Source organism: Enterobacter sp. I4, assembly GCF_022669095.1.
Lineage (GTDB): Bacteria > Pseudomonadota > Gammaproteobacteria > Enterobacterales > Enterobacteriaceae > Enterobacter > Enterobacter pasteurii.
Genome location: NZ_JALBUO010000002.1, coordinates 633,187 through 659,345 on the forward strand (window position 1 = coordinate 633,187; position 26,159 = coordinate 659,345).

A 26,159-nucleotide genomic window follows, 5' to 3' on the forward strand; every position below is an offset into this window, starting at 1 on the left:
GCGTGTTTCCCCTCACCCTAACCCTCTCCCCAAAGGGGAGTAGGGACGATTACACCCTCTCCCCTTTGGGGAGAGGGCTGGGGTGAGGGGTAAGGTTTTGTTTTACTTTACCAGCTTCTTCGTCATCGCAAGCAGCGTACGCACGTCTTCCGGACGCGTATCGCCGCTGTCTTTGTCGATAATCGAGCTGTAGATATGCGGAATGATTTTGCTCACGCCCGCGTCCAGCGCGATCTGCAGGATCGCCTCGAAGTTATCCAGATCGATTCCCCCGGTCGGCTCCAGCCAGAAGTCATGACGGGCGCAGGCTTCCGCCACCGCTTTGTACTCGTCGCGACACTTGAGGCCGCCCATCGGGAAGTATTTGATCGAGCTGCCGCCGAAATCCTTCAGCAGGGCAATCGCCGTTTCAACCGGCACAATGCCGTCCGGTGCCGCGCTGCTCAGCGGGCCGGTGGAGATTTTTACCATCCCGACGGTGCCGGTCGGTGAGACCAGACCGTTGACCACGGACTCATTCTGCCCCAGCAGCGCGCGGCTGGTGGCCACGCCGGTGAAAACCTGGTTAACGTGCTGCGGCTGAACCTGGCGGGAGATTTCGCTCACCATCGCCGACTGGTTCGGATCGCCCGCGCCCAGCCCTACGGAGAGCGCATTATCAATCAGCGCCGCGTACTCACGCATATCAGCGACCGCGCTCGCCACGTCCGGATAGTTTTTGGAGAGCACGCCCACCAGCACATGGCCTTCCGCCGCCTCGTAAATGGCGCTGGCGTTGGCTTTCGAGCCTGCCAGCACGTTCAGGCAGACGCGGTCACGGTAAAAATTGGGGGTCAGTTTCATGCTTTTTTCTCCTGTCCTAATACTTCGCTAATGCGGCGGTATACGATGTTCAGCTGGTCAGCGCTCACGCTGCGCACGTCCGCTTCGATGATCCCTTCGTTGGCCTTGTAGCCACGGAAGTAAATGGCGTATTCACCCTGCTTCAGCTGCGCGACAAGCTCGCCGGTGCCGACGCCGGTGGTCGCTTCGTCAAACTTAATCTCGGTGCGCGCAATGTCGCGACCGGCGCTGTCCCAGACCACGCGCGCCGTGACGCCGTTCAGGGTGTTGAGCGCGTCGATAAACGGCGTCATTTTTGCCACCATCTCTGCACCGCTCTCTTTGGTGGCCGTCAGGTAGTGTTCGATGGCGCAGGTCAGGCCGAGAATGCCCTCTTTGCCCACCTTCATGGCGCGGCCAATGCCCGCCGTCTGACGCTTCACCCATTCAACATATTGAGTTTTGCCGATCACCAGCCCGCTGGTTGGCCCTTCAATCGCCTTCGCGCCGCTGTAGATAACAAGAGAAGCGCCGGAGCAGTAGTACGCGTGCAGATCTTCTTCCGCTGCGGCATCGACGATCAGGGGGAGATCGTGCTTACGCGCCACGACCGCCGCCTGCTCAACGCTGAGCATGCTTTTCTGCACGCAGTGGTGCGATTTGATATAGAGGATCGCCGCGGTGCGCGGGGTGATCGCCGCCGCCAGCTGATCGGCAGAGCATTCGTTGGCGTAGCCTGCCTCCACCAGCCTGCCGCCGCCCAGCGCCACCATGGTGCCCACCGGCGCGCCGAAGTTCACGTTGTGGCCTTTCGGCAGCACGATCTCGTTGTTTTCAATCGGGGTGACGTGCAGGTTTTCCAACAGCCAGTCGCTGTCCTTCACCAGCACTGCCGCCACGGACTGGGCAATGCCCGCCGACGCGCAGGAGACCACCGTCGCGCCCTCCACGTCCAGCAGCTTCGCGATGTATTCGCCGGTTTTGTTAACCAGATCCTTCATCTCGAAGTAGTGATTCATGCCGTCCATCGCCGCCTGCACCACTTCCGGGCGCGGCGTGGAGACGCCCAGCGCCGTCATGCGGCCAGAGGTGTTAATAACCTGCTTTAAGTGGTACTTCTCATAAATCGAAGGCATGTTCCGTGCTCCCTTGTTCGGTCATGTAGCCCTTGCCCGCGCGGATCGCGGCAAGCGGCACCAGAATGTGTTCAGCCTGCAGGCTGTCGTTTTCAGCATCCGTCAGCACCGTCGGCTGGCGCTTAACGGTGAACAGCGTCAGGTCGGCGTCGAGGCCGGGCTCGATACGCCCTTTGCGCGTCAGGCGCAGGCCGTCGGCGGCGTTCGCGGTGACGCAGTCAATCACCTGCGGCAACGACATGCCGACGGCGAGGAATTTTGACATCACGCTCGAAAGCGAGCCGACCGGGCCGTTGATGCGGTTGCGGCAGTAGATATCCGAGCTGATGGTGTGCGGCAGAATGCCCATCGCGATGGCGCGTTTCGCCACTTCAAAGCTGAAGCTCGCCGTACCGTGGCCTACGTCCAGCCGCACACCGCGTTTCAGGGCGGAGGTAATGGAGGCGCGCAGCTCGCCGGAGGGCGTCAGAATGCGGTTTGGCTTGCCGTTGTAGCAGTGGGTAATGATGTCGCCGGAGCTTAACAGCTCGGCAATTTCGTCGAGGTTCGGCGGATTGTTGCCGATGTGCACCATTAGCGGCAGGTCGCCGTTCTCTTTCTGAATGGCCTTTGCGCGCTCCAGCGGGGTAATACCGTTTTCCCCCACCACGCTGCTGCTCATGCGCGCCTTCAGGCCGACGATAAAATCAGGGTGGCGCTTCACCGCCTGCTTCACGGCATCGGCATCAATATTCGCCATATTGGCCAGCTCGTTCTGGGCAATCAGCCCCACGCGGGAGATATTCAGCAGGGCAAACACCTCGGTTGAGGCTTTGCGGGTGATGTCATAGAAATCGTCCACGTCGTCGGCACCGGTACTGCCCGCGTCCACCACGGTGGTGACGCCGGTGGCAATGCCGACGCTGTCCGGCTCGTCGTGGTAAATGGGGGAGTTCGGGTAGCAGTGAACGTGGGAGTCAATCCAGCCCGCGCTGACGAACACGTTACCGTTAAGCTCAACCGTTTTGCGGGTGGGAGCGTCAATTTCGCCTGTCGCGGCGATCTTCCCGTCCTGAATGGCGATATCGGTCAGGGTATCGTCGGCAAGGCGCGCACGGCGCAGGAGTAAATCAAACATAAGGTTCTCCTGATAAATCGGGCGCCGGAGCGCCCGCGGGTATTAAAGGGCGACCGGGAACAGCCAGCCCAAAATCATTGCGCCGAGGATGGCGCCACCGGTGATCGGCTTCTGCCAGATGTAGAACAGCAGCGCCCCCACCAGGGAGCCGACGCCGATAGGAATGGAGGCCGTCATGGCGCTGAGGATAATCAGCGGACCGAGGAAGCGGCCGGAAGCGTTGCCCGCGCCCATCATCACGTCTGCACCGTAGGTAGAGTTACTCTGGTTGATGGTGAACTTACGCGCCAGGATGATGACGTAGCCAATCGCCAGGCCAATCACCAGGCCGGTAATCAGCGAGGCAATGAAGTTGGTCACCGGGAACATGATCCCCGCGCCCAGCAGCAGCGCCGGCACGCCGAGCCCCACGCCGGTCTGGATCGCCCCGCCGATGTCGAGGATCCCCACCAGCGAGCCTTCGATAATACGGGCGAACAGGAAGCTCGCGCCGAACGCGGCCACCGCGCCGTACACGCCGGTATCAATCCCCGCCTTCAGCATCGCCACGAAGGCCACTTCGTTAAACGCGCCGATGCCGTAGAGGTAGTACATGTGCGTCCCGGCAAACACGCCGGAGGAGAGCAGGCCAACGAAGATCGGGAACGACCAGTCGGCATACCAAAAACCTTTATTCTGTTCCATTGGAGGCTCCTGTTATTTACCGCTGAGCGAGTTGTGGATCATGTCGAGCCAGTTCGGCACCGTCAGATGGAAGGATTCGATCATCTTCATGTCGAAGCCGCGGAAGAAGCCGCTCAGCACGAAGAGCAGAACGATGGCCGCCATCATCACCTTAGTGACGTGGTTCCAGCCGCTCTCTTCCACGCCTTTACCGATCAGGATCCCCAGCACCAGGCCCGGTACGGCGTTACCCATAATCAGCTGCGCCGCGCCGCCGAAGATGGTGGCCCAGAAGCCCGATTTTTTACCCGCGTCGATGGCCGCCAGCCAGAAGATCACCGGCATTACGGTGTTCACCAGCAGGTTCGCCGCCGGCACCAGCACCTTCACGGCGGTGACCTGAAGCGCGGCCGGAACGGAGGAGGCGGTAAGGTTCAGGAAGGTCACGACAATCATGCCGATGATGCCGCAGGCAATCGCCATTTTGCGGGGATCGTGCAGCGTTTCGCCGACGTTACGGTTTTTGATCATCAGTGCGGCAGCACCCCAGTTTGGGATGATGCGGTGGTCAACGTCCTGTGTGAAGGCGCCAGCGGCCACGGAAGAGGCCCAGGCGTTAAAGAAGAAGCCTAACCCAAAGGAGAAGTGGGACGCCGGATCCCCTTCGCAGGAGTTCAGCTCCCCCAACGTACGAAACGCGCCCATACCCTGAGTGGTAGGCGCATGAAACATGCGTGCAGCCCCGGCTCCAACACCGACGCCAACCAGGCCGCCAATGATGAGCGATTTTATTAATATAATTAAGAACATCAGTCTGCCCTTTTATGAATAATCAGCGTTGCGTGACGAAGTCCACCTGGTCGAGATTGATGGCGGTCACGTTGACGGTCACATCCAGCTCCACGCTGTAGGTGCGTCTTTCCCGGCGCAAAAAGAAGAACAGAAAGGCTTCTTTTCGCACCGCTTCTTGCGCCTGAACGACCTGCACATCCTGTGGCTCAATACGCAGTAAGATATGCGGTGAGGCTTTCATCACCGCGGCCTGAACGTGGTTGAGCGCGTCGGCAAAGGCGCGCGCTTTGGCGTCGCCCTTCCCCTTCACCCTCACCGTGGTTGTGAACTGTTCTTTCATGCTTATGCGCCGTATTTCTTCTGCCACGCCTGCACCAGACGTTCGCCCAGCTCTTCTTTATCCATAAAGCCAAAGCCCAGCACGTTGCAGCCTTCGTTGATGGCGGTCACGCCCTCATCCACGGAACGCATGCCGTACTTGGCCTTGTAGCCGTATTTGGTCTGGGCGGTGATGGCGCCCGCGCCGCCGCTGCCGCAGAACGAGATACCGAAGGTGGCGTTTTCCGCCTTCATTACGTCACCCAGCTTCATGTCCGCGGCCATGCCCGGTACGACAACCGCGCGCCCACCGGCTTTCTCCACACCGGCAGCCACTTTCTGACCTTTGCCCAGGCGATCGCCAATCACGACTGTAATCTGTTCCATGTGTTGCTCCTTAAAGGTTGTCTTTCGCGACTTCGAAGTGAACGGAGAGCAGCCAGGCCTCTTCATCAGGAAGGTTGCCAAACTGCGCCACCACTTCACGGGCGAGCCGCATTGAATCGGGTGAAATTTCGTCGAACAGCTCTGCTTCAACCTCCGGCAGCGGCTCGCCGGTCACGGACCGGTGCGCCATTGCGCGAACGTGGGAGGTCAGCATCTGCTCCTGTACTGCATTGGGGATGATGTTGTGCCGGGCCAGCAGGGCATAAACCTGCTGTAGCATGGTGTTCGCGAGCTGTTCAGTCTGCACCGCCTGTTCCCCAACGTCGTTCATTACCGCTCCGTTAATCACTCGTCTTACCCCGTTAATGGCTCTGGAATAAAACTAACGTTGGGAGGGAAGGGTTTGTAGCGAGTTGTTTTCCACTTCAAAGTGGAAAGGCGAGCAGCGGCAGTGATCTGTGCCACATAAATGCGGTGAATCTGGATAAAACGCTGTATTTGCGTGATGAATATCACGCTATTACGCGGCAATGGACAGGTCAGCGAAGTGGAAAAGATTACGAGCCGACTCGTAGAAATGTGACGTGGATAAGGTTTTCTTATGGGGATCCGCTTTCGAAACGGCTCGCCTGAAGTGACCGCGCGGATGGAGTGTCGCTCCGGCAAGTAGGGAGCAAAGATGCGGGGGCGCTAACTGCGCCCCCGCATACGGGAAAGGACGTACAGCTCAGGCACCCAATTAACGATATTTTTTGTGATAGGTGTTGCGCGTGGTGGCAAACTGTTCCGCTGCCGCCTGGGCTTCCTTCACCTTGCCTTCGTTAGCCAGCTTCAGCGCACCGTCGATCTGGCCGACCAGCACGTCAAAACCGTGACGGTAGTCTTTCATCTCGGCGCTGTCCGCCGCTTTGCTTTCCAGCTTCGGCGGCGTCGCCTTTTGCGCGTCCAGCGCCGCTTCGCGCATTTTGGTCAGGGCGTCTTTCATGTCCGCCGCATTGTCCGTTTTCTGCACAACCTTCAGGTTTTCGCTGAGAATATCCATATTGTCTTCGAGATCGGCAGCAAACGCGGACGAGCCAAGAACCAGCGTTGAAGCCGCGACGATCGCTAACAGGTGTTTACGCATTGCTCACTTCCTTTTTTATTATTAACAAAACGCTATCTTTATTGACCCGCAATTTTCATTTCGGGCAGAAGAACTGAACCACACTGTATATTGCTGCGTGTTTCAATATCGTTACCGACCGTAACGATGTTGCGCCACATGTCCTTCAGGTTACCCGCGATGGTGATTTCGCTCACCGGATACTGAATTTCGCCGTTTTCCACCCAGAAGCCCGCCGCGCCGCGCGAGTAGTCGCCGGTGATGCCGCTTACGCCCTGCCCCATCAGCTCGGTCACCACCAGGCCGGTGCCCATCTCTTTCAGCATCTGCTCAAAGCTCAGGCCCTGACCGGCAATGCGCCAGTTGTGGATGCCGCCCGCGTGACCGGTGCTTTTCAGCCCCAGCTTGCGCGCGGAGTAGTTGGTCAGCAGCCACTGGGTCAGAATACCGTCTTTGATAATATCGCGACGTTCGGTGCGAACGCCTTCGCTGTCGAACGGCGTGGAGGCCAGCCCTTTCAGCAGGTGCGGATGCTCTTCGATGGTCAGCCATTCCGGCAGGATCTGCTTGCCCAGCGAGTCGAGCAGGAAGGTCGATTTACGGTAAACGGAGCCGCCCGCGATAGCGCCCACCAGATGGCCAAACAGGCCGGTCGCCACTTCGTTGGCAAAAATCACCGGGGCCTTCATGGTGGAAAGCTTACGCGGCGACAGGCGTGACAGCGTGCGTTCGGCACACTCTTTACCCACCCACTCCGGAGACTGCAAATCCCCCAGCGCGCGGCCGATGGTATAGGCGTAATCACGCTCCATGTCGCCGTTCTCTTCGGCGATCACGCAACTGGAAAGCGAGTGACGGGTAGAGCAGTAGCCCTGCAGCATGCCGTGGCTGTTGCCGAAGACTTTGATGCCGTAGTGGCTGTTGAAGCTGCCGCCTTCGGTATTGGTGATGCGTTTATCCGCCTGCAAAGACGCCTGTTCGGCGCGCGCGGCCAGCTCGATGGCTTCATCCGGGGTCACTTCCGCCGGGTGGAACAGATCGAGATCCGGCGCATCAAACGCCAGCAGCTCTTTATCGGCCACGCCAGCGTAAGGATCCGGGGAGGTGTAACGGGCGATATCCAGCGCCGCCTGCACCGTACGGGCGATGGCATCCGGGCTGAGATCGGTAGACGAGGCGCTGCCTTTGCGATTCTGGTGATAAACGGTGATCCCCAGCGCGCCATCGCTGTTAAATTCTACATTCTCCACTTCGCCATAGCGGGTGCTCACGCTAATGCCGGTGGTTTTGCTGACCGCCACTTCGGCGCCATCTGATTTACCTGAAGCGAGCGTCAGCGCGGTGGAGACGGCTTCTTCCAGGATCTTACGCTGCGCTTCAACTTGTGAGGTTACTTTCATCGCAAATGCCATACTGTAAGAGAGAGTTAAGTGAAGTCTAACAGAGAACCGTTTTTCAGTGCGCGTCTTAACTGGTAACATTAGCCTCTTTTTTTAAGGAGCCTGACATGACTAAGCAGCCCGAAGACTGGCTCGACGACGTTCCCGGTGATGACATCGAAGACGAAGATGATGAGATCATCTGGGTCAGTAAAAGTGAAATTAAACGTGACGCCGAAGAGTTAAAACAGCTTGGCGCAGAGATGGTCGATCTGGGTAAAAACGCGCTGGATAAGATCCCGCTCGACCAGGATCTGCGTGATGCCATTGAACTGGCACAGAAAATCAAGAAGGAAGGGCGTCGCCGCCAGCTTCAGCTTATCGGTAAACTGCTGCGTCAGCGCGACGTAGAGCCGATCCGTCAGGCGCTGGACAAGCTGAAAAACCGCCACAACCAGCAGGTTGCGCTGTTCCATAAGCTGGAGCAGATCCGCGATCGTCTGATTGAACAGGGCGATGACGCCGTACCTGAAGTGCTGAACCTGTGGCCGGATGCCGACCGCCAGCAGCTGCGTTCGCTTATCCGTAACGCGAAGAAAGAGAAAGAAGGGAATAAGCCGCCGAAGTCTGCGCGCCTGATTTTCCAGTATCTGCGCGAGCTGTCCGAGAACGGCGAATAATCTGTCCCCTCACCCAGCCCCTCTCCCCAAAGGGGAGAGGGGAATTGAACACCCTCTCACCAAAGGAGAGAGGGCTGGGGTGAGGGGCTTACTCTGCTACCGCTTCCGCTTTCTTCGCCAGACCGTCCAGCAGTTTCTGATGAATACCACCAAACCCGCCGTTGCTCATCACCAGAATGTGATCGCCAGGCTGTGCCGCTTTCACCACCATATCCGCTAATACATCCACGTCCGCACTCCAGTGTGCAGGCTGAATGCAGGCGTCGGCCACTTCAGCCACCTGCCACGGAATATGCTGCGGCTGCAGCAGGAAGACTTCGTCGGCACGCCCCAGGGACGGCGCGAGATCGTCCTTGCAGATACCCATTTTCATGGTGTTTGAACGCGGTTCCAGCACCGCCAGAATGCGCGCGGTGCCGCCAACCTTGCCGCGTAACGCCGCAAGCGTCGCCAGAATAGCGGTTGGGTGGTGCGCGAAATCGTCATACACCGTCACGCCGTGGGCTTCGCCGCGCAGCTCCAGACGGCGGCGGGCGTTGATAAACGTCCCCAGCGCATTGGCGGCATCCGCAGGCAGTACGCCCACATGACGCGCCGCAGCGATCGCCATCAGGCCGTTGTGCATGTTGTGCTCGCCCACCAGGCTCCACTTCACCTCACCCACTTTCTCACCGTCGAGCAGCACTTCCCACTCGGATGCATCCGCGTTGAGCTTTTTCGCCTGCCAGTGGCCTTGCTCGCCCACCAGCTCCTGCTCGCTCCAGCATCCCATTGCCATGGTCTGCTTCAGGTTGATGTCGTTCTCCGGCAGGATGATGCGCCCCTGACCCGGAACAATGCGCACCAGATGGTGGAACTGTTTCTGAATCGCCTTCAGGTCGTCAAAGATGTCAGCGTGATCGAACTCAAGGTTGTTGAGGATCAGCGTGCGCGGGCAGTAATGCACAAATTTGGAACGCTTGTCGAAGAATGCGCAGTCGTATTCGTCCGCTTCAATTACAAAGAACGGGCTGTCACCCAGACGCGCGGAGACGTCGAAATTCCCCGGCACGCCGCCGATCACAAAGCCCGGCTTGTAGCCGCAGGCTTCGAGGATCCAGGTTGCCATTCCGGCGGTAGTGGTTTTGCCGTGCGTACCGGCAACGGCGATAACCCAGCGGTCGCGCAGGACGAAATCATGCAGCCACTGCGGGCCAGACATGTACGGAATATTGCGTTCCAGCACCGCCTCAACGCATGGATTTCCACGGGTCATGGCGTTACCCACGATCACCAGATCCGGCTGCGGCTCCAGCTGGCTGGCGTCATATCCCTGAATCAGAGAGATACCCTGCTTCTCCAGCAGCGTGCTCATCGGCGGATACACATTGGCGTCCGAACCCGTCACTTCATGGCCCAGCGAGCGCGCCAGCATTGCCAGTCCGCCCATGAAAGTGCCACAAATCCCCAATATATGAATGCGCATACGTCACTATCCTTCTTCAATGTGGCGCACATTTTACCCGCATGTCAGCGGCTGTGAAACGCATTTCAGGTAAATCCGTATTTTGCTGGCGCGATTCACCTCTGCGCTAATATTTGAATGTTTGTTAAGATTGTTGGACATCAACCGCTTTACTCAACATAAGATGCAGGGAAAGTGTTATGAAAACGTTAGGTGAATTTATTGTCGAAAAGCAGCACGAGTTCTCTCATGCTACGGGTGAGCTCACTGCTTTGCTGTCGGCAATAAAGCTGGGCGCTAAGATCATCCACCGTGATATCAACAAGGCCGGTCTGGTCGATATCCTGGGTGCCAGCGGTGCCGAGAACGTTCAGGGTGAGGTTCAGCAGAAACTCGACCTGTTCGCCAATGAAAAACTAAAAGCAGCACTGCGCGCGCGCGACATCGTTGCGGGTATCGCCTCTGAAGAAGAAGATGAAATCGTCGTTTTCGAAGGGTGTGAACACGCAAAATACGTTGTTCTGATGGATCCCCTGGACGGCTCCTCCAACATCGACGTTAACGTTTCTGTCGGTACCATTTTCTCTATCTACCGCCGCGTCACGCCTGTTGGCACGCCGGTGACGGAAGAAGACTTCCTGCAACCGGGCAGCAATCAGGTCGCGGCCGGTTACGTGGTATATGGCTCGTCCACCATGCTGGTGTACACCACCGGCTGCGGCGTTCACGCCTTTACCTACGATCCGTCGCTGGGCGTCTTCTGTCTGAGCCAGGAGCGTATGCGCTTCCCGGAGAAGGGCAACACCTATTCCATCAACGAAGGCAACTACATCCGATTCCCGAACGGCGTGAAGAAATACATCAAATTCTGCCAGGAAGAAGATAAGGCTACCCAGCGCCCGTACACCTCCCGCTATATCGGCTCGCTGGTGGCGGATTTTCACCGTAACCTGCTGAAGGGCGGCATTTACCTTTACCCAAGCACCGCAAGCCACCCGGACGGGAAGCTGCGTCTGCTGTATGAATGCAACCCGATGGCGTTCCTGGCCGAACAGGCGGGCGGCAAGGCGAGCGACGGTAAAGAGCGTATTCTGGATATCGTGCCGGAAAGCCTGCACCAGCGCCGTTCGTTCTTCGTCGGCAATGACCATATGGTTGATGACGTAGAACGCATGATCCGCGAATACCCGGACGCGTAATACGCCAAAAGGGGAGCCGGGAAGGCTCCCCTTTTTCGTTATGCCGTTTGCGTCGTGAGTCTGAAGGAGGCCATGGCTTCCATCAGCTCGCGCGACTGCGCTTCCAGCGAGCGCGTGGCGGCGGTAGATTGCTGCACCAGCGCCGCGTTCTGCTGGGCGGTTTCATCCATCTGATTGACGGCAATATTCACCTGCTCAATACCCCGGCTCTGCTCCTGAGACGCGGTCGCAATTTCACGCATCAGCTTTGTCATTCGCAGCACTTCGGTGGCGATCTCGTCCATCGTCTCGCCGGCCTGCTGCGCCAGCTCGCTGCCTTCGTTCACGTGGTTCTGCGAATCGCTGATAAGCGAGCGGATCTCTTTTGCGGCGTCGGCGCTGCGGCTGGCGAGGTTACGCACTTCGCCCGCCACAACCGCGAAACCGCGCCCCTGCTCGCCCGCGCGCGCCGCTTCAACGGAGGCGTTCAGCGCCAGAATGTTGGTCTGGAACGCGATGCCGTCAATCACGCTCAGGATGTCGGCGATGCGCGCCGAGCTGCCGGAAATATCGCGCATCTTCTCAATCACGTAGCACACCATTTCACTGCCGCGATCGGCGGTATCGGATACCGACTTCGCCAGCTGGTGCGCCTGCCCGGCGTTGTCGGCGTTGAGTTTCACCGTGGCGGTGATCTCTTCCATGCTGGCGGCGGTCTGCTCCAGCGAGGTGGCGGTGGATTCCGTGCGTACGGCAAGATCCCGGTTTCCCGCCGTCAGCTCGCGGCTGCCGGTATCAATCTGCGAGCTGGCGTCGCGCACCCGCAGCACCGAGTCCATCAGCGACCGGCGCATCGCTTCGATCGCCGCGTTAAGGCGATTAAACTCCTGGCTCGCCGGGGCGTTCAGCGCGTGGGTTAAATCTCCGGCCGCTACGTGCTCCAGCTGGGCAATCGAGGCGGAAAGCGGCCTGAGCAGCATGTGGCGCAGCGCCAGCCAGGCCAGCACGATAATGCCCGCCGTCAGCAGCGCGGCGACAACGATCAGGATAAGCACCCGCGTTTTGCTCGCCTGAACGGCGTTCACTTCCGCTTTGCCGCGCGCCTCGCTCCACGCCTGGAACGCCTGCATGTCGTTATCAAACCGCTTCGCCACCGGGATCAGCTTATTTTCCAGCAGATCGTAATAGCTGTCCGCGCTTTGCTCGTTCAGGGCTTTCAGCATCGGGTCAATACCCTGCTGGTTATAGGCCGCCAGGCTCGCGGCCACGTTATCCAGCAGCGTTTGCCCCCGTTCATCCGCTACGCCACCGTCGATCGTACCCTTCAGCGTTTTCCGCGCCTGCGCCACTTCCTGATTAATGGTTTTGACCGCTTTTGCAGCATCGTCCAGCATGCCGATCTCCATCATGCGGACGGCCTGCCCCGCTTCGTTGCGCGCGCGCAGGATCAGGGTGTAGCCAGCGTTCAGCTGCACCATCTGTTCCCCCTGAAGGTGGTTGATGCGCTGGAGCGATGAGGAGCTTTGCGTGAGGGCATAAATGCCGATGCCGCTGACGGCCAGCAGCAGAAGGGTCATAACGGCCAGTAAAGAGAGCAAGCCGGTACGAATCGATAGCGTTTTAAGCATGATGTTATTTCCGGTAGCGAGATATTTCTGGGCATAAAGAAAGAGTATCGGCCGCTACCGGAATTTGTTTAGACTTTCAGCATGTTATCGCTCTGTTAGTGATGTGTTCACACGGGTAACAGGCGAGCTCTGGCGGTTCTCCCAGAGCACCGTCAGGCCGCGCTGGAGCGCGATAAAAATAAACAGCAGGATGCCGATGGCGATTTTAGTCCACCAGGAGCTGAGCGTGCCGTCGAAGTTAATGTAGGTCTGGATCAGCCCCTGGATCGCCACGCCAAACAGCGTGCCGAGCACCGTTCCCACCCCGCCGCTGAGCAGCGTGCCGCCAATAACCACCGAGGCAATCGCGTCCAGCTCGACGCCCACCCCCGCCAGCGCATAGCCCGCCTGGGTGTAGATCGAGAACACGATACCCGCCAGCGTCGCCAGCCCGGTCGAGAGCATGTAGATGCGGATGGTGGTGCTGCGCGTCGACACCCCCATCAGGTTCGCTGACGTAGCGCTGCCGCCGATGGCGTAAACCTGATTACCAAACCGGGTACGGCGGGCAAGCAAGATGCCGATTGCCACGACGCCCAGCATCAGCAGCCCCATCGCGCTCAGTCGACCGCCGCCGGGGATTTTCCACGCCAGGCTGGAGAGCGTGTCGTAGATAGGATGGTTAATCGGAATCGACTCCTCCGACACCAGATAACTTACGCCGCGCAGGAAGAACATCCCGGCGAGGGTGATGATAAACGCCGGGATTTTCAGCGCGTCGATTAAAAGCCCCATAAAGGCGCCGAACGCGCAGCCCATAGCCAGCACCAGCGGGAAGGCCAGCAGCGGCGAGATCCCCCAGTAGCCAATCGCTTTGGCAAGAAACACGCCGGTAAAGGCGATCACCGACCCGACGGAGAGATCGATCCCACCGGAGAGGATCACAAACGTCATGCCGACGGCGATAATCCCAAGAAACGCGTTATCGGTCAGAATGTTGCAAATCACCCGCGTTGAGGCAAAGCCCGGAAACTGGGTCAGGCAGTAAAGGTAGCCCAGCACGAACACGCCCAGCGTGATCGTTAACGGTAAATTACGTTTTATCATGACCGCGGAACCCCTTAATGAGAGTGATAAAGCGCGGCGACTGCACGATAAGTACAATAAGCACCACGACCGCCTTGACGACCTGATTAAGCTCCGGCTGGAACCCGGAGAGCAAAATCCCGGTGTTCATGCCCTGAATAATCAGCGCCCCCACCACCGAGAGCAGGAGGTTGAAACGACCGCCCATCAGCGACCCGCCGCCGATAACCACCGCGAGGATCGCGTCCAGCTCCAGCCAGAGTCCGGCGTTGTTGGCATCCGCCCCGCGAATATCTGCCGCCACGATCACCCCGGCAATTGCGGCACAGACGCCGCTCAGCACGTAGGTCAGCATCACCATCAGCCGTGTATTTACCCCGGCGTTTTTCGCGGCCCGGATGTTAATCCCGACCGCTTCGATGAACATGCCAAGCGCCGTTTTGCGGGTGAAAAGCCAGAACACCACCAGCGTCACGAGGGCGACGATCACCGGCGTCGGGAAGAACAGAAAATTACCGCTGCCGATCCACGCCAGGCCCGGAGAGTTAAAGGTGACGATCTGCCCGGAGGTGATAAGCTGCGCCACGCCGCGTCCGGCCACCATCAAAATCAACGTCGCGACAAACGGCTGGATCTTGAGAACCGCGACCAGAATGCCGTTCCACAGCCCGGCCAGTACTCCAGAGCCCAGCGCGGCGAGCAGGACTACCGGCAGGCTGTGCCCGGCGACGGTCATCGAGGCGGCGGTAGCGCCCGCTATCGCCATTACGGCGCCAACGGAAAGGTCAATGCCGCCGGTGGCAATTACCAGCGTCATCCCAATCGCCAGCAGCGCCACGGGCGCGGCACGGTTTAAGATGTCGACAGGGCTGCCAAACAGGCGGCCATCCTGCACGACGATCTGAAAGAAGTGCGGAGCCACCAGGCTATCCACCAGCAGCACCAGCAGCAGCGCCGCGATTTGCGGCGTGCCGGTCGGCCAGCTGAAGCGGCGCTTCGCTTCGCCGGTTTGCGAAAGAGAACGGGACATCACATGTGACTCCTTACGCCGCGATGGCATTCATGATCGCCGGAACGGACAGTTCATCCAGCGGGATCTCCGCCACCTGCCTGCGATCGCGCATGATGATGACGCGATCGGCATAGCCAACCAGCTCCTCCAGCTCCGACGAGATGACCAGCAGCGCCAGGCCGTCGGCGCACAGCGTTTCGATAAGCCGGATGATTTCGGCGTGCGCGCCCACGTCGATGCCGCGCGTTGGCTCGTCGAGGATCAGGAACTGCGGTTTGGTCAGCAGCCAGCGAGAAAGCAGCACCTTCTGCTGGTTGCCGCCCGACAAAAACTCGATGGGCTGCTCAGCGCTCGGGGTACGAATGCCGAGCTGTCGGATAAAGCGCTCGGCAATGGCGTTCTGCTCCTTACGCGGGATCGGCCGCAGCCAGCCGCGCTGGGCCTGCAGGGCCAGAATAATATTTTCGCGCACCGAGGCGGCCGCAATAATGCCGTCCGTTTTCCTGTCTTCCGGGCAGAAGCCCACTCCCAGACACGACGCCTTATGCGGCGAACGCAGCGTTTGCGGTTTGCCTTTGATCAGCGCCGTTCCGCTGTCGGCGGGTTTGATCCCGAAGATCACCTCGGCAGTTTCGGTGCGACCAGAGCCTAACAGCCCCGCCAGCCCCACAATTTCACCGGGGCGCACCTCCAGGTTAAACGGTGCGATAGTGCCTTTTTTGCCGTAGTCGTGAAACGCGGCGACCGGCTTTTCGCTCAGCAGCGTCCGGCCCGCACGCTGGAGCGCGTTGGCCTCCAGCTCCCGGCCCAGCATCATTTTAACCAGCTCAATCTGCGGCAGCTCGCGGGTTTCGCGGCAGCCAACAAAGCTGCCGTTGCGCAGCACCGTAATGCGATCGCTTACCTCGTAGACCTGATCGAGAAAATGGGTAACGAAAATCAGGCTCACGCCCTGATTGCGCAGCTGGCGCATCAGGGTAAAAAGCATTTCCACTTCCTGGGTATCGAGGCTGGCGGTGGGTTCATCAAGGATCAGCACTTTCGCCGAGAGATCGATGGCGCGGCAGATCGCGACGATCTGCTGCATCGCCACGGAAAAGCGGTTCAGCGGCTCGCGCACGTCGAGGGAGAAGCCGTAAGATTCCATCAGCTTCGCCGCGCGGGCTTCCATCTCCTTGCGGCGCAGCAGCCCAAAGCGCCTGGGCTCGCGGCCAATAAACAGGTTATCCGCCACCGACATGTTCGGCAGCAGGTTCACTTCCTGGTAGACCGTTCCGATCCCCAGCTGCTGCGCGTGGGCAGTATTTTTTGGCGAAATGGCGTTGCCTTCCAGCCAGATGGTGCCGCGATCGGCGTGATACACCCCGGTCAGGGCTTTGATCAGCGTCGATTTCCCCGCGCCGTTTTCGCCGAGCAACGCCATGATCTCCCCGCGCCGCAGGCTGAAATCAACGTTATCCAGCGCCTTAACGCCCGGGAAGAATTTACTCAGGCCCTCTGTGCGGAGGATTTCCTGGTGTTGTTCAGTGGTCATGGTTTCCCCCTCACCCTGACCCTCTCCCCGGAGGGGAGAGGGGATTGATCGTGCCAACTGTTAATATCCAGCTCCGCCCTGCCTTTCCCCCTCTCCCCTCCGGGGAGAGGGCTGGGGTGAGGGGGGGTCAGAGCTTAGTAGCCCATATTTTTCTTCTTCTCTAACTCTTCTTTCGCCGTATCCGGCAGGTAGAGCGTGGATTTGGTGACCGTCACTTTTTCAGGCATCGTGCCGTCTTTCTTGAATTTCTCCAGCGCATCGAATGCCGGGCCCGCCATGTTTGGCGTCAGCTCGACGCTGGCGTTCGCTTCACCGTCAATCATCGCTTTATAGATGTCCGGCACGCCGTCGATAGAGCCGGTGAGAATATCTTTGCCCGGCTTCAGGCCCGCTTCTTTGATGGCCTGGATAGCGCCGATGGCCATGTCGTCGTTGTGGGCGTAAACCATGCAGATGTTTTTGCCGTTATTTTCAGCTTTGATGAAGCTCTCCATAACCTCTTTGCCCTTGCTGCGGGTGAAGTCGCCGGACTGAGAGCGGACGATCTTAATATTTGGCGCGCTGGCGATAGCCTCCGCAAAGCCTTTCTTACGGTCGATAGCCACGCTCGCACCGACGGTACCCTGCAGCTCAACCACGTTACACGGCTTGCCATCCACCTGCTTCACCAGCCATTCACCAATCAGCTTGCCTTCGAGAACGTTATCGGCGGTGACGGTGGTCATATAGAGAGATTTGTCTTTTACGTCGATGGAACGGTCAAGCAGGAAGACTGGAATTTCAGCATCTTTGGCTTCCTTCAGAACCGGCTCCCAGCCCGTGGCGACAACCGGGGCGATAAAGATCGCATCCACGCCCTGGGCGATAAAGGAGCGTACCGCTTTAATCTGGTTCTCTTGCTTTTGCTGACCATCGGCGATTTTGAGCGTAATACCGCGTTTTTCAGCTTCACTTTTCGCCACGTTAGTTTCAGCGGCGCGCCAGCCGGATTCAGATCCGACCTGCGAAAATCCAACGGTTAACGGTGCGGCCATCGCCATAGACGACATGGCTGCCGAAACTGCTGTAACAAGAAGTAAGCGCTTCCACATATGAACGTCCTCGTAGGGTAGGTTATTGTTGGTTAAAAGATGTTCCGCGGTTGAACTATAGCCAATCGAATATGTTACGGATTGCGTTACATCACACTTCAGAAAAGTGAATAAAACGTTAATCACAAGTTTGTAATCGCTTTCATTTCAACATTTAAAATGCGGCTGAGTTTATGGATTATCCTGTCATGGAAACGGTCCGAAAAGTGACGGGAGGAGGGAGAGAAGACGAAAACAGGCGGAGACTTTCAGCGCCAGTTGGCTATAATACTTGCCACTTGTTTACCATCCATTTTAAAGGACACCGACATGAGCTTACTCAACGTCCCAGCGGGTAAAGAACTGCCAGAAGACATCTACGTGGTTATCGAAATCCCGGCCAACGCAGATCCAATCAAATACGAAATCGACAAAGACACCGGTGCGCTGTTCGTTGACCGTTTCATGTCTACCGCCATGTTCTATCCGTGCAACTACGGCTACATCAACCACACCCTGTCTCTGGACGGTGACCCGGTTGACGTACTGGTCCCAACGCCGTACCCACTGCAGCCAGGTTCCGTCATTCGCTGCCGCCCGGTTGGCGTGCTGAAAATGACCGACGAAGCGGGTGAAGATGCGAAGCTGGTTGCCGTACCGCACACCAAGCTGAGCAAAGAGTACGATCACATTAAAGATGTGAACGACCTGCCAGAGCTGCTGAAAGCGCAGATCGCCCACTTCTTCGAGCACTACAAAGACCTCGAAAAAGGCAAATGGGTTAAAGTTGAAGGTTGGGATAACGCAGAAGCTGCGAAAGCAGAAATCATCGCGTCTTTCGAACGCGCTGCTAAGAAGTAATTCGTACCGCTGATGCTAAGCCCCGCGCGTCGGGGCTTTTTTATGGCTGGCGCCTTAACTTCCTCTTCTTCACATGATAGCGGAAGAACATTACGCAACAGGCTGCGGGCCAGCGCACAAAAAACAACGCCACCTTACGGTGGCGTTGTCGTTTTTCAGTACTGGTCTCTGTCTAACCAGTTACCGCTTTCAATCAGCCTTAACCCGTCAACCGAACGCTGGTACACGTACATCCATGCACTGCCGTAAGGCGTCTGGATCAGCTGGCGAGCGTATTCACCGCCCCTGGTGCGCAAGGCATCAAGTTCGGCCAGCGTAGCATTATCAATACGATAAACTTCACCCTGTACCGTTCCGTTCCCCGGAACCGCGCCTGGATAGTGGCCCAGACTGTACAACTGGTAGTTTTCGATTGTGTAATTTCCCAGCAACTGGGCGTTGGTCATCCAGTGGCTGTTGCCTTGCTTGGTTCGTAAACTGCCGTAAACAAATATTCGCATTGCTAAAACTCAAACTGATAGAGCAGATCAAGTGCCTGGTCTACGCCGGACACTGCTTCCAGATATAGCTTAGGCATCAGGCGATAACGTAACGTGAGTGTAGCCAGCGAGTCAAAGATCCCCACGCCATATTTTACCTGCAGGCCCGGCAGAACATAGCCGCTGACCACTACCTGCGAAGAGTCACCCACGCCCTGAGTGTCCAGCGCCAGATTGCTTACGCCAAACGTCTCGCCGATTTTACCCACAACCTGACCACTTTGTGCAACCCCCAGACCCACTAACATTGACGTCATTGCCGCGCCATCGCCCTGCTGGCTATCCAGACCCTGACCGCGCAGCAGGTACGAGAGCGCTTCCTGTTGCGACATGGCCGGGTCTGAGAAGATTTCAGCCTTAGGTTCGTCGGCGGAGCCGGTAACGCGCACGCCCGCAATCACGTCATCTTCGGTGGCGTCCGGGTTACGAATCGCCTCGATGTTAAGGACCGGCTGATCCGGCGGACCGGAGAACAGCAGCTCGCCTTTACGCACAATCAAATCCTGGCCGTAGGCATGGAAGCGCCCTTCAGGAATATTGATTTGCCCGTTCAGGCCAAGCCCCTGCTGATCCTGCGCCACTTTCAGATCGCCCGTGAGCCTCGCCTTCAGCCCAAACGCGTCCAGACGCACGTTATTCCCCACGTGCACGATAAGATTACTATTGATCGGTATGCCGGCACTCTTCTGTTCAAGAGGTTTCAGATTTTCATCGAGCATCACTTCATCACTGGAGACGCCGACCGCGCTTTCCGGCACCTCGTGCACGACGATGCGCGCCCACGGCACGTCAACGCGGCCATCCAGCGTGAAGAGACTTGGCGTCGCCTCAAAGACCACGTCTGGCGACACGTCCAGCCGCACCATCGGCGGTACCGTGATGCGAACCCTGCTGCCCTTGGCCGCAATACGGGCGCGCCAGTTGTCGAGCTGGCTCCAGTCTGCGTCACCGCTCAGGTTAATTTGCCCCTGCTGCGTCAGCACTGAACCGCTGAGGGTTGAGCTCTGGCCGTTAAAGTTCATCGCAAGCTGGCTTGGCTGCATATCGAACGGCATAAAGTTACCGTCGATATCCACACCGTTTAACCGCATCTGGCCGAACAGCTGCGGGCTTTGCGCATCCCCCGCCAGGCGCAGGTTGGCGCTGAGCATGCCCGCCGCCTTTTCCCCGCGCGAGAAAATCGGGTTCACCATCGCCAGGTTGAAGTTGCGAATATTGACGTTGCCGCCAAGATTGCGTCGGCCCTGCGGATCGGTGATTTGCACCTGTCCGTCAAGCTGGCCGTTGTTGGTCAGGCGGATAAGCCATCCCAGCTCGGCGCGGTTGTTACGCAGGTCGGCATTCAGGTTCAGGGTGTCAAACGCCACGGGCAGCGGCGCGTCGTTGACCTCCTGCGTCACCTTCACGTTACGCCCGGAGAGCGTAACGCTACCCTGCGGCAGCCCCTCTTTGGTGGTGTCCCACGCCACGTCCGCTTTACCGCTAAAGACGCCGCTGGCCTGAGTGGTTTCCGGCATAAACGGTTTCAGCATCGCCAGGTCGAAACGGTTGAGGTTGATCTGCGCGCGCCCTTCCGCCCCCGCATCAATGGTCTGCGGCACGCACAGCTCGGCATTCGGGTTGGTCCAGCAGTGTGGCCCAATGCTGATCTTTTGCTCCGCATTGCGATAGTCCAGCGCGACAGAGCGTGACAGCACCAGCGGCCCTACCGGCGTGCTGAAGCGGGTGTTATCCAGCACGCCTTTCCAGCGCGTCGCTTCACGGTCAAAACTGCCTGCCAGGTGGAGCTGACCGGAGACCGGCTCGCCCTGCACGCGCAGCTGGAGATCGTGCTGCTTTTCGTTACCTTTGGCCGCCAGCGTCACCAGGCTGATGTTCACGTCAGGCTGGGAGATACGCTCCACGCGCAGGTCCAGGTTTCCGCCAATCTGATCGGTGGACTTCACGTCGCCGTCGACCCGCACGCGGGCGATGGAGAGCTCCTGCCAGCGCAGGTTATTGGCGGTGATGTCTGCCAGCAGCTGCGGCGCTTCAACCGTACCGCGAACCTTCACTAACCCCTTCGCCGTGCCGCCCAGCCCGGGCAGGGCGTTATCAAGATTCGGCGCGTCGATGGTGGCATCCAGATTCAGGTCTTTCACCCCCAGCTCGCCCTTAATGTCCGCCGTGTTGCGGCCGAGCGCCACGTGCAGGCCCGGGATCACCCACTGGAGATAGCTGTTGCCCTTAACCGAACCTTCGACCTTAACCTTGTTCTGCTTCACGTTGCCGGTGAGCCTGATCTCCGGCACGTCCATCTGCCAGGTGCCGCCGTACAGGCTGCCGCGGGTTTTGATCAGACCATCCAGTTTTGACGGCCAGTCCGGCACCTCTTTGGCGGTGTTGATGCCGGTCAGCTTCAGCTCGCCGCGCCAGCTGATCGCCTGCTGCCAGTCGAGCAGCGCGGTCAGCTCGGTTTTCCCTTCCAGCGCCGCTACGGTCAGCTTGTCGAGGTTAACCTGCAGCTCGTTGCCCTTCGCATCGAGGGTGATATTGGCGGGAGGTACCCCCTGCCCCTTCACTGCCGTACGGAACGACAGCGTGTAGTCGGTCATTTTGCCGCTTAGCTTCAGCTTCAGATCGTCGGCCTGGAACTGTTTTTCGCCGGTAAACGGCCAGTAAAGCTGCTTGCTGACGAGCTCAAGATTGAGCGGTAAACCGGCCTCCGCCAGCCGGGTTTGCCCCCGCAGCACCATATCCACCGGGCCGGAGAGGTTTACGCCGAACTCCAGCTTGTCGCGCAGCGCACCGCCAACCTTCACCTTCACCTTCTCGCCCTTCAGCGGATCGACGTTCAGGGCGCTGTTAAGCGTGATATCCACCGGCCAGCTGTCGCGCAGCAGCGCGTTGCCGGAGGCGTTCACCGAGCCCTGGTTAGTGTCGATATCCAGCGCGTCGAGCTTCATGTTGCCGTCGATGCTGCTGACCTTAAGCAGCATGTTATAGACCGTCAGATCGGTATCCCCGGTAAGACGCAGCTGCTCGCCCCTGAACGATTCGATATTGAGATTCAGCGGCAGATGCACGTCGGTCATCTCCGGCAGAACCGGTTTCGAGAAGAGCGCTTTCAGGGTTTCACCCAGCGGTTTTTCTTCCGGCTGCGGGTTCTGGATCTTCGGCTCAACGATCTCTTCCTGCGCAACGTCAGCGACCTTCGGCAGCGCAATCAGCAGCCCCTGCAGGGAGGTTGGCGTCAGGGTGAGGTTTTTCTCCTGCCAGCGCAGGCCGGAGGTAAAGTCCATCACGGACACCGTCGTATCGTCGATTTTGACATTGACGTTGTCCAGCGCCACCCGACTGAGCGCGATCGGGTACGGCGTGGAGAGATTAAGCGGGCCGCTATCCTCTTCCTCGACCGGCGCAGACTTTGGCATTTTCTCGGAATCTATCGCCACGTTAACGTCTTTTAACGACAGATCGTTTACGCACAATTGACTATCCCGCAGGCAGCCCAGCTTCACCGCCAGATGAAACTCACCGGCGTTTACCGCCACGCCGGGCTGTTCGTAACGGATATTTTTCAGCCGCAGATCGCGCCAGCCGCCCGTCACCTGACCGATTTCAAGCCCCGGCACCCAGCGGTTCGCGGCGTTAAACAGCAGGTGCAGGCCGGTGGTGGTGCCCACCAGAAACGCCACCGCACCAAGCAGCAATACGATAAAAATCAGCACTCCGAGGCTTATTTTCTTCCATAAACTCATAATTCAGGCCCCAGACCGATGTAAAACTGTAAACCGTGTTCGTCTTTGTCACCCACCGGAACGGCGAAATCGAGCTTGATCGGCCCGACCGGTGACTGCCAGCGCACGCCCACGCCCGCGCCGGTTTTGAAATCGCTGCGGCGGATGTCGTTCACCGCTTCACCACCGTCGACAAACATGGCGCCCCACCATTTGCCGCTGACGTTGTACTGGTACTCCAGCGAGCCGGTCGCCAGCTTAGATGCCCCGGTCAGCTGCCCTTTTTCGTTTTCAGGCGAGATCGATTTGTACTTATACCCGCGAATGCTGCGGTCGCCCCCGGCGAAGAAGCGCAGATCCGGCGGAACGCGCTCAAAGTCGCCGGTTTCAATCCAGCCGAGGTTGCCGCGAACCACGAAGCGGTGTTTGTCGTACAGGGTGCGGATCCAGACGTTCTGCGCCTGTACCACCGAGAAGTCCACGTCCGATCCCCAGGCCGTATTGGAATAATCAATGGAGTAGCGCTGCGAATCGCCCCAGGTTGGCATCAGGCCGCCGCGCGAGCGGGTACGGCTGATCATCACCCCCGGATAAAGCAGCATGGTGGTGTTGGTGACGTTTGCCTGGGTAAAGTGGTCGAGGCTCCAGCGCAGGTTGATGGCGCGCTGCCAGCCGCTGGAGAGATCCCAGAAGCGGGATACCGCAAGCGTCGTCGAGTCCTGCTCGGTATCGTTCAAATCGGTGCGCTTAAAGCCGCCCTGAAGCAGGTAATACTGCTCAAGCGGGTTTTTCAGCAGCGGCATTTTATAGCTGAAGTCCAGCTGCTGCTCGGGTGCCGAGAGGCTGACGCTGGTGGTCAGGCTGTGGCCGTAGGAGTTCATCCACGGCTTTCTCCACTGGGCTTTCACCCGTGGGCCGACATCCGTGGAGTAGCCGACACCCGTCTCAATGGTGTTCTCGGTGCGCGGAGAGACCACGCCATGCAGCGGTAAGACCTTCGTTTTACGGGACTTCTCAAACTCTGGCGCCACCACCACCGAGTTAAACCAGCCGGTGGCGGACAAACGGCGGTTAAGCTCGCCCAGATCGCTGGACTGGTAGTAGTCGCCCTTTTTGAACGGCACCAGGTTTTGCAGGTACTCTTCGCGGATCTGCGAGCCTTCGAAGGTTACGTCGCCAAACCGATAGCGCTCGCCGCTGTCGTAATCGATATCCCAGAACGCCTGACGCCGCTCCAGCGCGACGCCCAGCTGGCTTTTATTGAACTGGCTGTCGAAGTAGCCTTTGCGCAGCGAGACGCTGGTGAGCGACTTTTTAAAGCGGTCGTAATCACCGTGATTCAGGACGGTGCCCACTTTCGGGCGGGTGCTGAGCAGGTCGAGATAATCCCGATCCGTACGCGCACCGCCGCGCAGCACCACGTTTGTGCCGCCAATTAAAACGGGTTCGCCCGGCGAAACGCGGGCAATCAGCACCTGCCGCCCTTTGGCCGGCGGCGGGCGTAAATCGAAATCGATGGTGGGCTCGTAATACCCCAGCGCCTTTAGGCCCTCACGGATGGCGTCATCCACGCGCGCGCGAAAACGCCGGTCCGGCGTCACTTCGTCGCTCTGGATGGTGGAAAGCTGCGCACGCACGTTTTTTTCCAGCGCCCCGGATAGCCCCTCAACCTGCAAACGGACATTCGCCGCGCTGGCAATCCCGCTTGTCAGCATTAAACTGACCAAACATAACTGGCGGATCTTTGTCACGTTTTCTCCTGAATATCCCTGTTTCCACCCTGGAAGCAAATGCAGTGCCGCTCCGCGGCAAAATACGGCCTGGTGGCCAAAAACCCAAATAACGGGTTGAAAAAGGGTGTAACACCCAAATATTTCTTATGATTAAATCTAGACTCATTCATCGCATTTATTGTGTTCAATTAAACGCGTCGTGACAACCTTAACCGAAACAACGCCACCCGGGAGGCCCCACCGTGAGTTTATTCGATAAAAAGCATCTGGTATCACAGGCCGATGCGTTACCGGGACGCAACACCCCTATGCCCGTGGCAACATTACACGCCGTAAACAACCATTCAATGACAAACGTTCCTGATGGAATGGAGATCGCCCTGTTCGCCATGGGCTGCTTCTGGGGCGTGGAACGCCTCTTCTGGCAGCTGCCGGGCGTGTACAGCACCGCGGCGGGCTATACCGGAGGGTATACGCCTAACCCAACCTATCGCGAAGTCTGTTCCGGTGAGACCGGCCATGCCGAAGCGGTCCGCGTGGTGTATGACCCGGGCGTCATCAGCTATGAACAGCTGCTCCAGGTGTTCTGGGAAAACCATGACCCGGCGCAGGGCATGCGTCAGGGTAACGATCACGGCACCCAGTACCGCTCGGCCATCTATCCGCTCACCCCCGAGCAGGAGGCCGCCGCCCGTGCCAGCCTGACGCGCTTCCAGGAAGCGATGCAGGCAGCGGGTGATAAACGCCAGGTGACGACCGAAATCGCCACCGCGAAACCGTTCTACTATGCCGAGGACGACCACCAGCAGTATCTGCATAAAAATCCGTACGGCTACTGCGGCATCGGCGGCATCGGCGTTTGCCTGCCGCCGCAGCAGGCCTGACTACCGATCCAGCGCCACGCGAGCCGCGTGGCGCGTGGCGTTGCTCACCGAACCGTAATCCAGCACTTTCCCCTGCAACAGCAGGTTAAAGACCGGCGCCTGCGGCCGGTTGAGCCGCGTCTGCACCAAATGCACCGCCTCTATACCCAGCTCCCGGCAGGGCACCGCAATCCCCGTAATCGGCTTTTCCAGCCGGTTGGCTAAGTTCCATGCAAAATCGGTAGTGATAATGGAGATATCTTCCGGCACGCGCAGCCCGTGGCGCCGGAGTGCCCTGAGCACGCCCTCCGTCATGCTGGTGCTGTTGGGAAAAATCACCTCGGGCCACTGCGCTCTGTCGTGGCCTGACAGCCATGCGTCAAGCTCGCGTTCAGCCTCCTCCGCCGTAAACCACTCCGTGACCAGCAGGTCCCGCTGCGGCTCAAACGCCACGTGAAAATGCCGGTACGCCTCTTTTATGCCGTCCAGCCGCGCATAGAGCGTGTCCCGGCGCAAGCAGGTGATGGTCAGCACCCGCCGGTGCCCCTGCTCGAAGAGATACTGCATGGTGGTAAAGCCAATCGCGCGGTGATCGGGAGAAACGGAATCCAGCACCCGATCCCGGTCGACGGAATTAATTAATACGCAGGGTTTATTTAGCGTACTGGCCAGCTTAAATATGGTGGAATCATCCGTACCAATGATAATGATCGCGTTAATATTTTTATGGCTGGCTTTTTCCATAAATAATTTCACATCCGCATGCTGTTCCTCTAATCCGCAATAGCTGATCCAGACATTGTGCGGCGCGCTGGCCTCGGCAATACCTTTGGTCACTTCCAGATAAAAAATATCCCCGCGCCCCTGAAAGGTTCTTTCGGGAGCAAATACCGCGATGCCGTTAATTAAGAGCCGCCCGCTCGCCATCGATTCCAGCACGCCAAGCTCCCGCGCGGTGCGGACAATCGCCTCCCGGGCCCTGTCGCTGGTGTAAGACTTGCCGCTTAACACTCTGGAAACCGTGCTCACGGAATACCCCGTCAGGGAGGCGATCTCCTCCATTTTTAACCTGCCCGGCATAGTGTGACCTCGCTCTCAATCAGTTTTTGCAAAT

The 26,159-nt window shown here is 58.6% G+C and carries 24 protein-coding genes; 4 read left to right on the forward strand and 20 right to left on the reverse strand.

Going from position 1 to position 26,159, the window contains the following annotated elements:
* Positions 1–102 precede the first annotated feature (102 nt).
* The 10 genes from MOQ06_RS15310 to pmbA form a co-directional block, all read right to left on the reverse strand.
* Positions 103–843, reverse strand: a complete 741-nt coding sequence (locus MOQ06_RS15310; protein WP_176608865.1) for a KDGP aldolase family protein — start codon at positions 841–843, stop codon at positions 103–105.
* Positions 840–1,958: a DgaE family pyridoxal phosphate-dependent ammonia lyase gene (locus MOQ06_RS15315; RefSeq protein ID WP_242173839.1), complete on the reverse strand. Its 1,119-nt coding sequence runs from the start codon at positions 1,956–1,958 to the stop codon at positions 840–842. The genes MOQ06_RS15310 and MOQ06_RS15315 overlap by 4 nt, the downstream gene beginning before the upstream one ends.
* On the reverse strand, positions 1,942–3,075 hold the full coding sequence (locus MOQ06_RS15320) for an amidohydrolase/deacetylase family metallohydrolase (RefSeq protein ID WP_242173841.1): 1,134 nt from the start codon (positions 3,073–3,075) through the stop codon (positions 1,942–1,944). The genes MOQ06_RS15315 and MOQ06_RS15320 overlap by 17 nt, the downstream gene beginning before the upstream one ends.
* A gap of 42 nt (positions 3,076–3,117) precedes the next feature.
* Entirely contained in the window at positions 3,118–3,759 is a 642-nt protein-coding gene (locus tag MOQ06_RS15325) for a DUF4310 family protein (RefSeq protein WP_003856081.1), read from the reverse strand.
* 12 nt (positions 3,760–3,771) lie between these two features.
* Positions 3,772–4,548 carry a DUF4311 domain-containing protein gene (locus tag MOQ06_RS15330; RefSeq protein ID WP_006810337.1) on the reverse strand — a complete coding sequence of 259 codons (777 nt, stop codon included), beginning with the start codon at positions 4,546–4,548 and terminating at the stop codon, positions 3,772–3,774.
* 22 nt (positions 4,549–4,570) lie between these two features.
* Positions 4,571–4,870, reverse strand: a complete 300-nt coding sequence (locus MOQ06_RS15335; RefSeq protein ID WP_006810338.1) for a DUF4312 family protein — start codon at positions 4,868–4,870, stop codon at positions 4,571–4,573.
* Between the two features lie 2 nt (positions 4,871–4,872).
* Positions 4,873–5,235, reverse strand: a complete 363-nt coding sequence (locus MOQ06_RS15340; RefSeq protein WP_006810339.1) for an SFCGS family glycine-rich protein — start codon at positions 5,233–5,235, stop codon at positions 4,873–4,875.
* Positions 5,236–5,245: 10 nt separating this feature from the next.
* On the reverse strand, positions 5,246–5,584 hold the full coding sequence (locus tag MOQ06_RS15345; RefSeq protein WP_086527803.1) for a glycine dehydrogenase: 339 nt from the start codon (positions 5,582–5,584) through the stop codon (positions 5,246–5,248).
* Between the two features lie 390 nt (positions 5,585–5,974).
* Positions 5,975–6,361 carry a cytochrome b562 gene (gene cybC / locus MOQ06_RS15350; RefSeq protein WP_148421948.1) on the reverse strand — a complete coding sequence of 129 codons (387 nt, stop codon included), beginning with the start codon at positions 6,359–6,361 and terminating at the stop codon, positions 5,975–5,977.
* 38 nt (positions 6,362–6,399) lie between these two features.
* A complete protein-coding gene (pmbA, locus tag MOQ06_RS15355; protein WP_148421946.1) occupies positions 6,400–7,752 on the reverse strand; it encodes a metalloprotease PmbA in 1,353 nt (450 codons plus the stop codon).
* Between the two features lie 95 nt (positions 7,753–7,847).
* Here pmbA and yjgA point away from each other — a divergent pair, with 95 nt between their 5' ends.
* Positions 7,848–8,399, forward strand: a complete 552-nt coding sequence (gene yjgA, locus MOQ06_RS15360; protein WP_148421944.1) for a ribosome biogenesis factor YjgA — start codon at positions 7,848–7,850, stop codon at positions 8,397–8,399.
* 88 nt (positions 8,400–8,487) lie between these two features.
* On the opposite strand, the gene mpl is transcribed toward yjgA, so the two are convergent.
* A complete protein-coding gene (gene mpl, locus MOQ06_RS15365; protein ID WP_148421942.1) occupies positions 8,488–9,864 on the reverse strand; it encodes a UDP-N-acetylmuramate:L-alanyl-gamma-D-glutamyl-meso-diaminopimelate ligase in 1,377 nt (458 codons plus the stop codon).
* Positions 9,865–10,043: 179 nt separating this feature from the next.
* On the opposite strand from mpl, the gene fbp reads away from it, so the two are divergent.
* Positions 10,044–11,042: a class 1 fructose-bisphosphatase gene (gene fbp / locus MOQ06_RS15370; protein ID WP_148421940.1), complete on the forward strand. Its 999-nt coding sequence runs from the start codon at positions 10,044–10,046 to the stop codon at positions 11,040–11,042.
* Between the two features lie 38 nt (positions 11,043–11,080).
* Here fbp and MOQ06_RS15375 read toward each other — a convergent pair whose 3' ends face one another.
* From MOQ06_RS15375 to ytfQ, 5 genes are all read right to left on the reverse strand, one after another.
* Positions 11,081–12,649 (reverse strand): methyl-accepting chemotaxis protein, encoded by a 1,569-nt coding sequence (locus MOQ06_RS15375; RefSeq protein ID WP_242173843.1) that lies wholly within the window; start codon positions 12,647–12,649, stop codon positions 11,081–11,083.
* 84 nt (positions 12,650–12,733) lie between these two features.
* Positions 12,734–13,735: a galactofuranose ABC transporter, permease protein YjfF gene (yjfF, locus tag MOQ06_RS15380; protein WP_242173845.1), complete on the reverse strand. Its 1,002-nt coding sequence runs from the start codon at positions 13,733–13,735 to the stop codon at positions 12,734–12,736.
* On the reverse strand, positions 13,722–14,747 hold the full coding sequence (gene ytfT, locus MOQ06_RS15385) for a galactofuranose ABC transporter, ATP-binding protein YtfT (RefSeq protein ID WP_242173847.1): 1,026 nt from the start codon (positions 14,745–14,747) through the stop codon (positions 13,722–13,724). The genes yjfF and ytfT overlap by 14 nt, the downstream gene beginning before the upstream one ends.
* Positions 14,748–14,757: 10 nt before the next feature.
* Positions 14,758–16,260 (reverse strand): galactofuranose ABC transporter, ATP-binding protein YtfR, encoded by a 1,503-nt coding sequence (ytfR, locus tag MOQ06_RS15390; protein ID WP_148421933.1) that lies wholly within the window; start codon positions 16,258–16,260, stop codon positions 14,758–14,760.
* 134 nt (positions 16,261–16,394) lie between these two features.
* Positions 16,395–17,351, reverse strand: coding sequence for a galactofuranose ABC transporter substrate-binding protein YtfQ (gene ytfQ / locus MOQ06_RS15395; RefSeq protein WP_148421931.1), 957 nt, complete (start codon positions 17,349–17,351; stop codon positions 16,395–16,397).
* Positions 17,352–17,660: 309 nt separating this feature from the next.
* On the opposite strand from ytfQ, the gene ppa reads away from it, so the two are divergent.
* A complete protein-coding gene (gene ppa / locus MOQ06_RS15400; RefSeq protein WP_006810347.1) occupies positions 17,661–18,191 on the forward strand; it encodes an inorganic diphosphatase in 531 nt (176 codons plus the stop codon).
* Between the two features lie 155 nt (positions 18,192–18,346).
* Here the strand turns inward: ppa and MOQ06_RS15405 are convergent, their stop codons facing one another.
* The 3 genes from MOQ06_RS15405 to tamA are packed head-to-tail and all read right to left on the reverse strand — an operon-like array spanning position 18,347 to position 24,200.
* Entirely contained in the window at positions 18,347–18,691 is a 345-nt protein-coding gene (locus MOQ06_RS15405) for a gamma-glutamylcyclotransferase (RefSeq protein ID WP_148421929.1), read from the reverse strand.
* Between the two features lie 2 nt (positions 18,692–18,693).
* Positions 18,694–22,470 carry an autotransporter assembly complex protein TamB gene (gene tamB, locus MOQ06_RS15410; protein ID WP_242173848.1) on the reverse strand — a complete coding sequence of 1,259 codons (3,777 nt, stop codon included), beginning with the start codon at positions 22,468–22,470 and terminating at the stop codon, positions 18,694–18,696.
* Positions 22,467–24,200, reverse strand: a complete 1,734-nt coding sequence (gene tamA, locus MOQ06_RS15415; protein ID WP_148421926.1) for an autotransporter assembly complex protein TamA — start codon at positions 24,198–24,200, stop codon at positions 22,467–22,469. Before tamA ends, tamB begins: the two co-directional genes overlap by 4 nt.
* Positions 24,201–24,424: 224 nt before the next feature.
* Here tamA and msrA point away from each other — a divergent pair, with 224 nt between their 5' ends.
* Positions 24,425–25,066, forward strand: a complete 642-nt coding sequence (gene msrA, locus MOQ06_RS15420) for a peptide-methionine (S)-S-oxide reductase MsrA (RefSeq protein WP_148421924.1) — start codon at positions 24,425–24,427, stop codon at positions 25,064–25,066.
* On the opposite strand, the gene MOQ06_RS15425 is transcribed toward msrA, so the two are convergent.
* Positions 25,067–26,125, reverse strand: a complete 1,059-nt coding sequence (locus MOQ06_RS15425) for a LacI family DNA-binding transcriptional regulator (RefSeq protein ID WP_148421923.1) — start codon at positions 26,123–26,125, stop codon at positions 25,067–25,069.
* Positions 26,126–26,159: the final 34 nt, after the last annotated feature.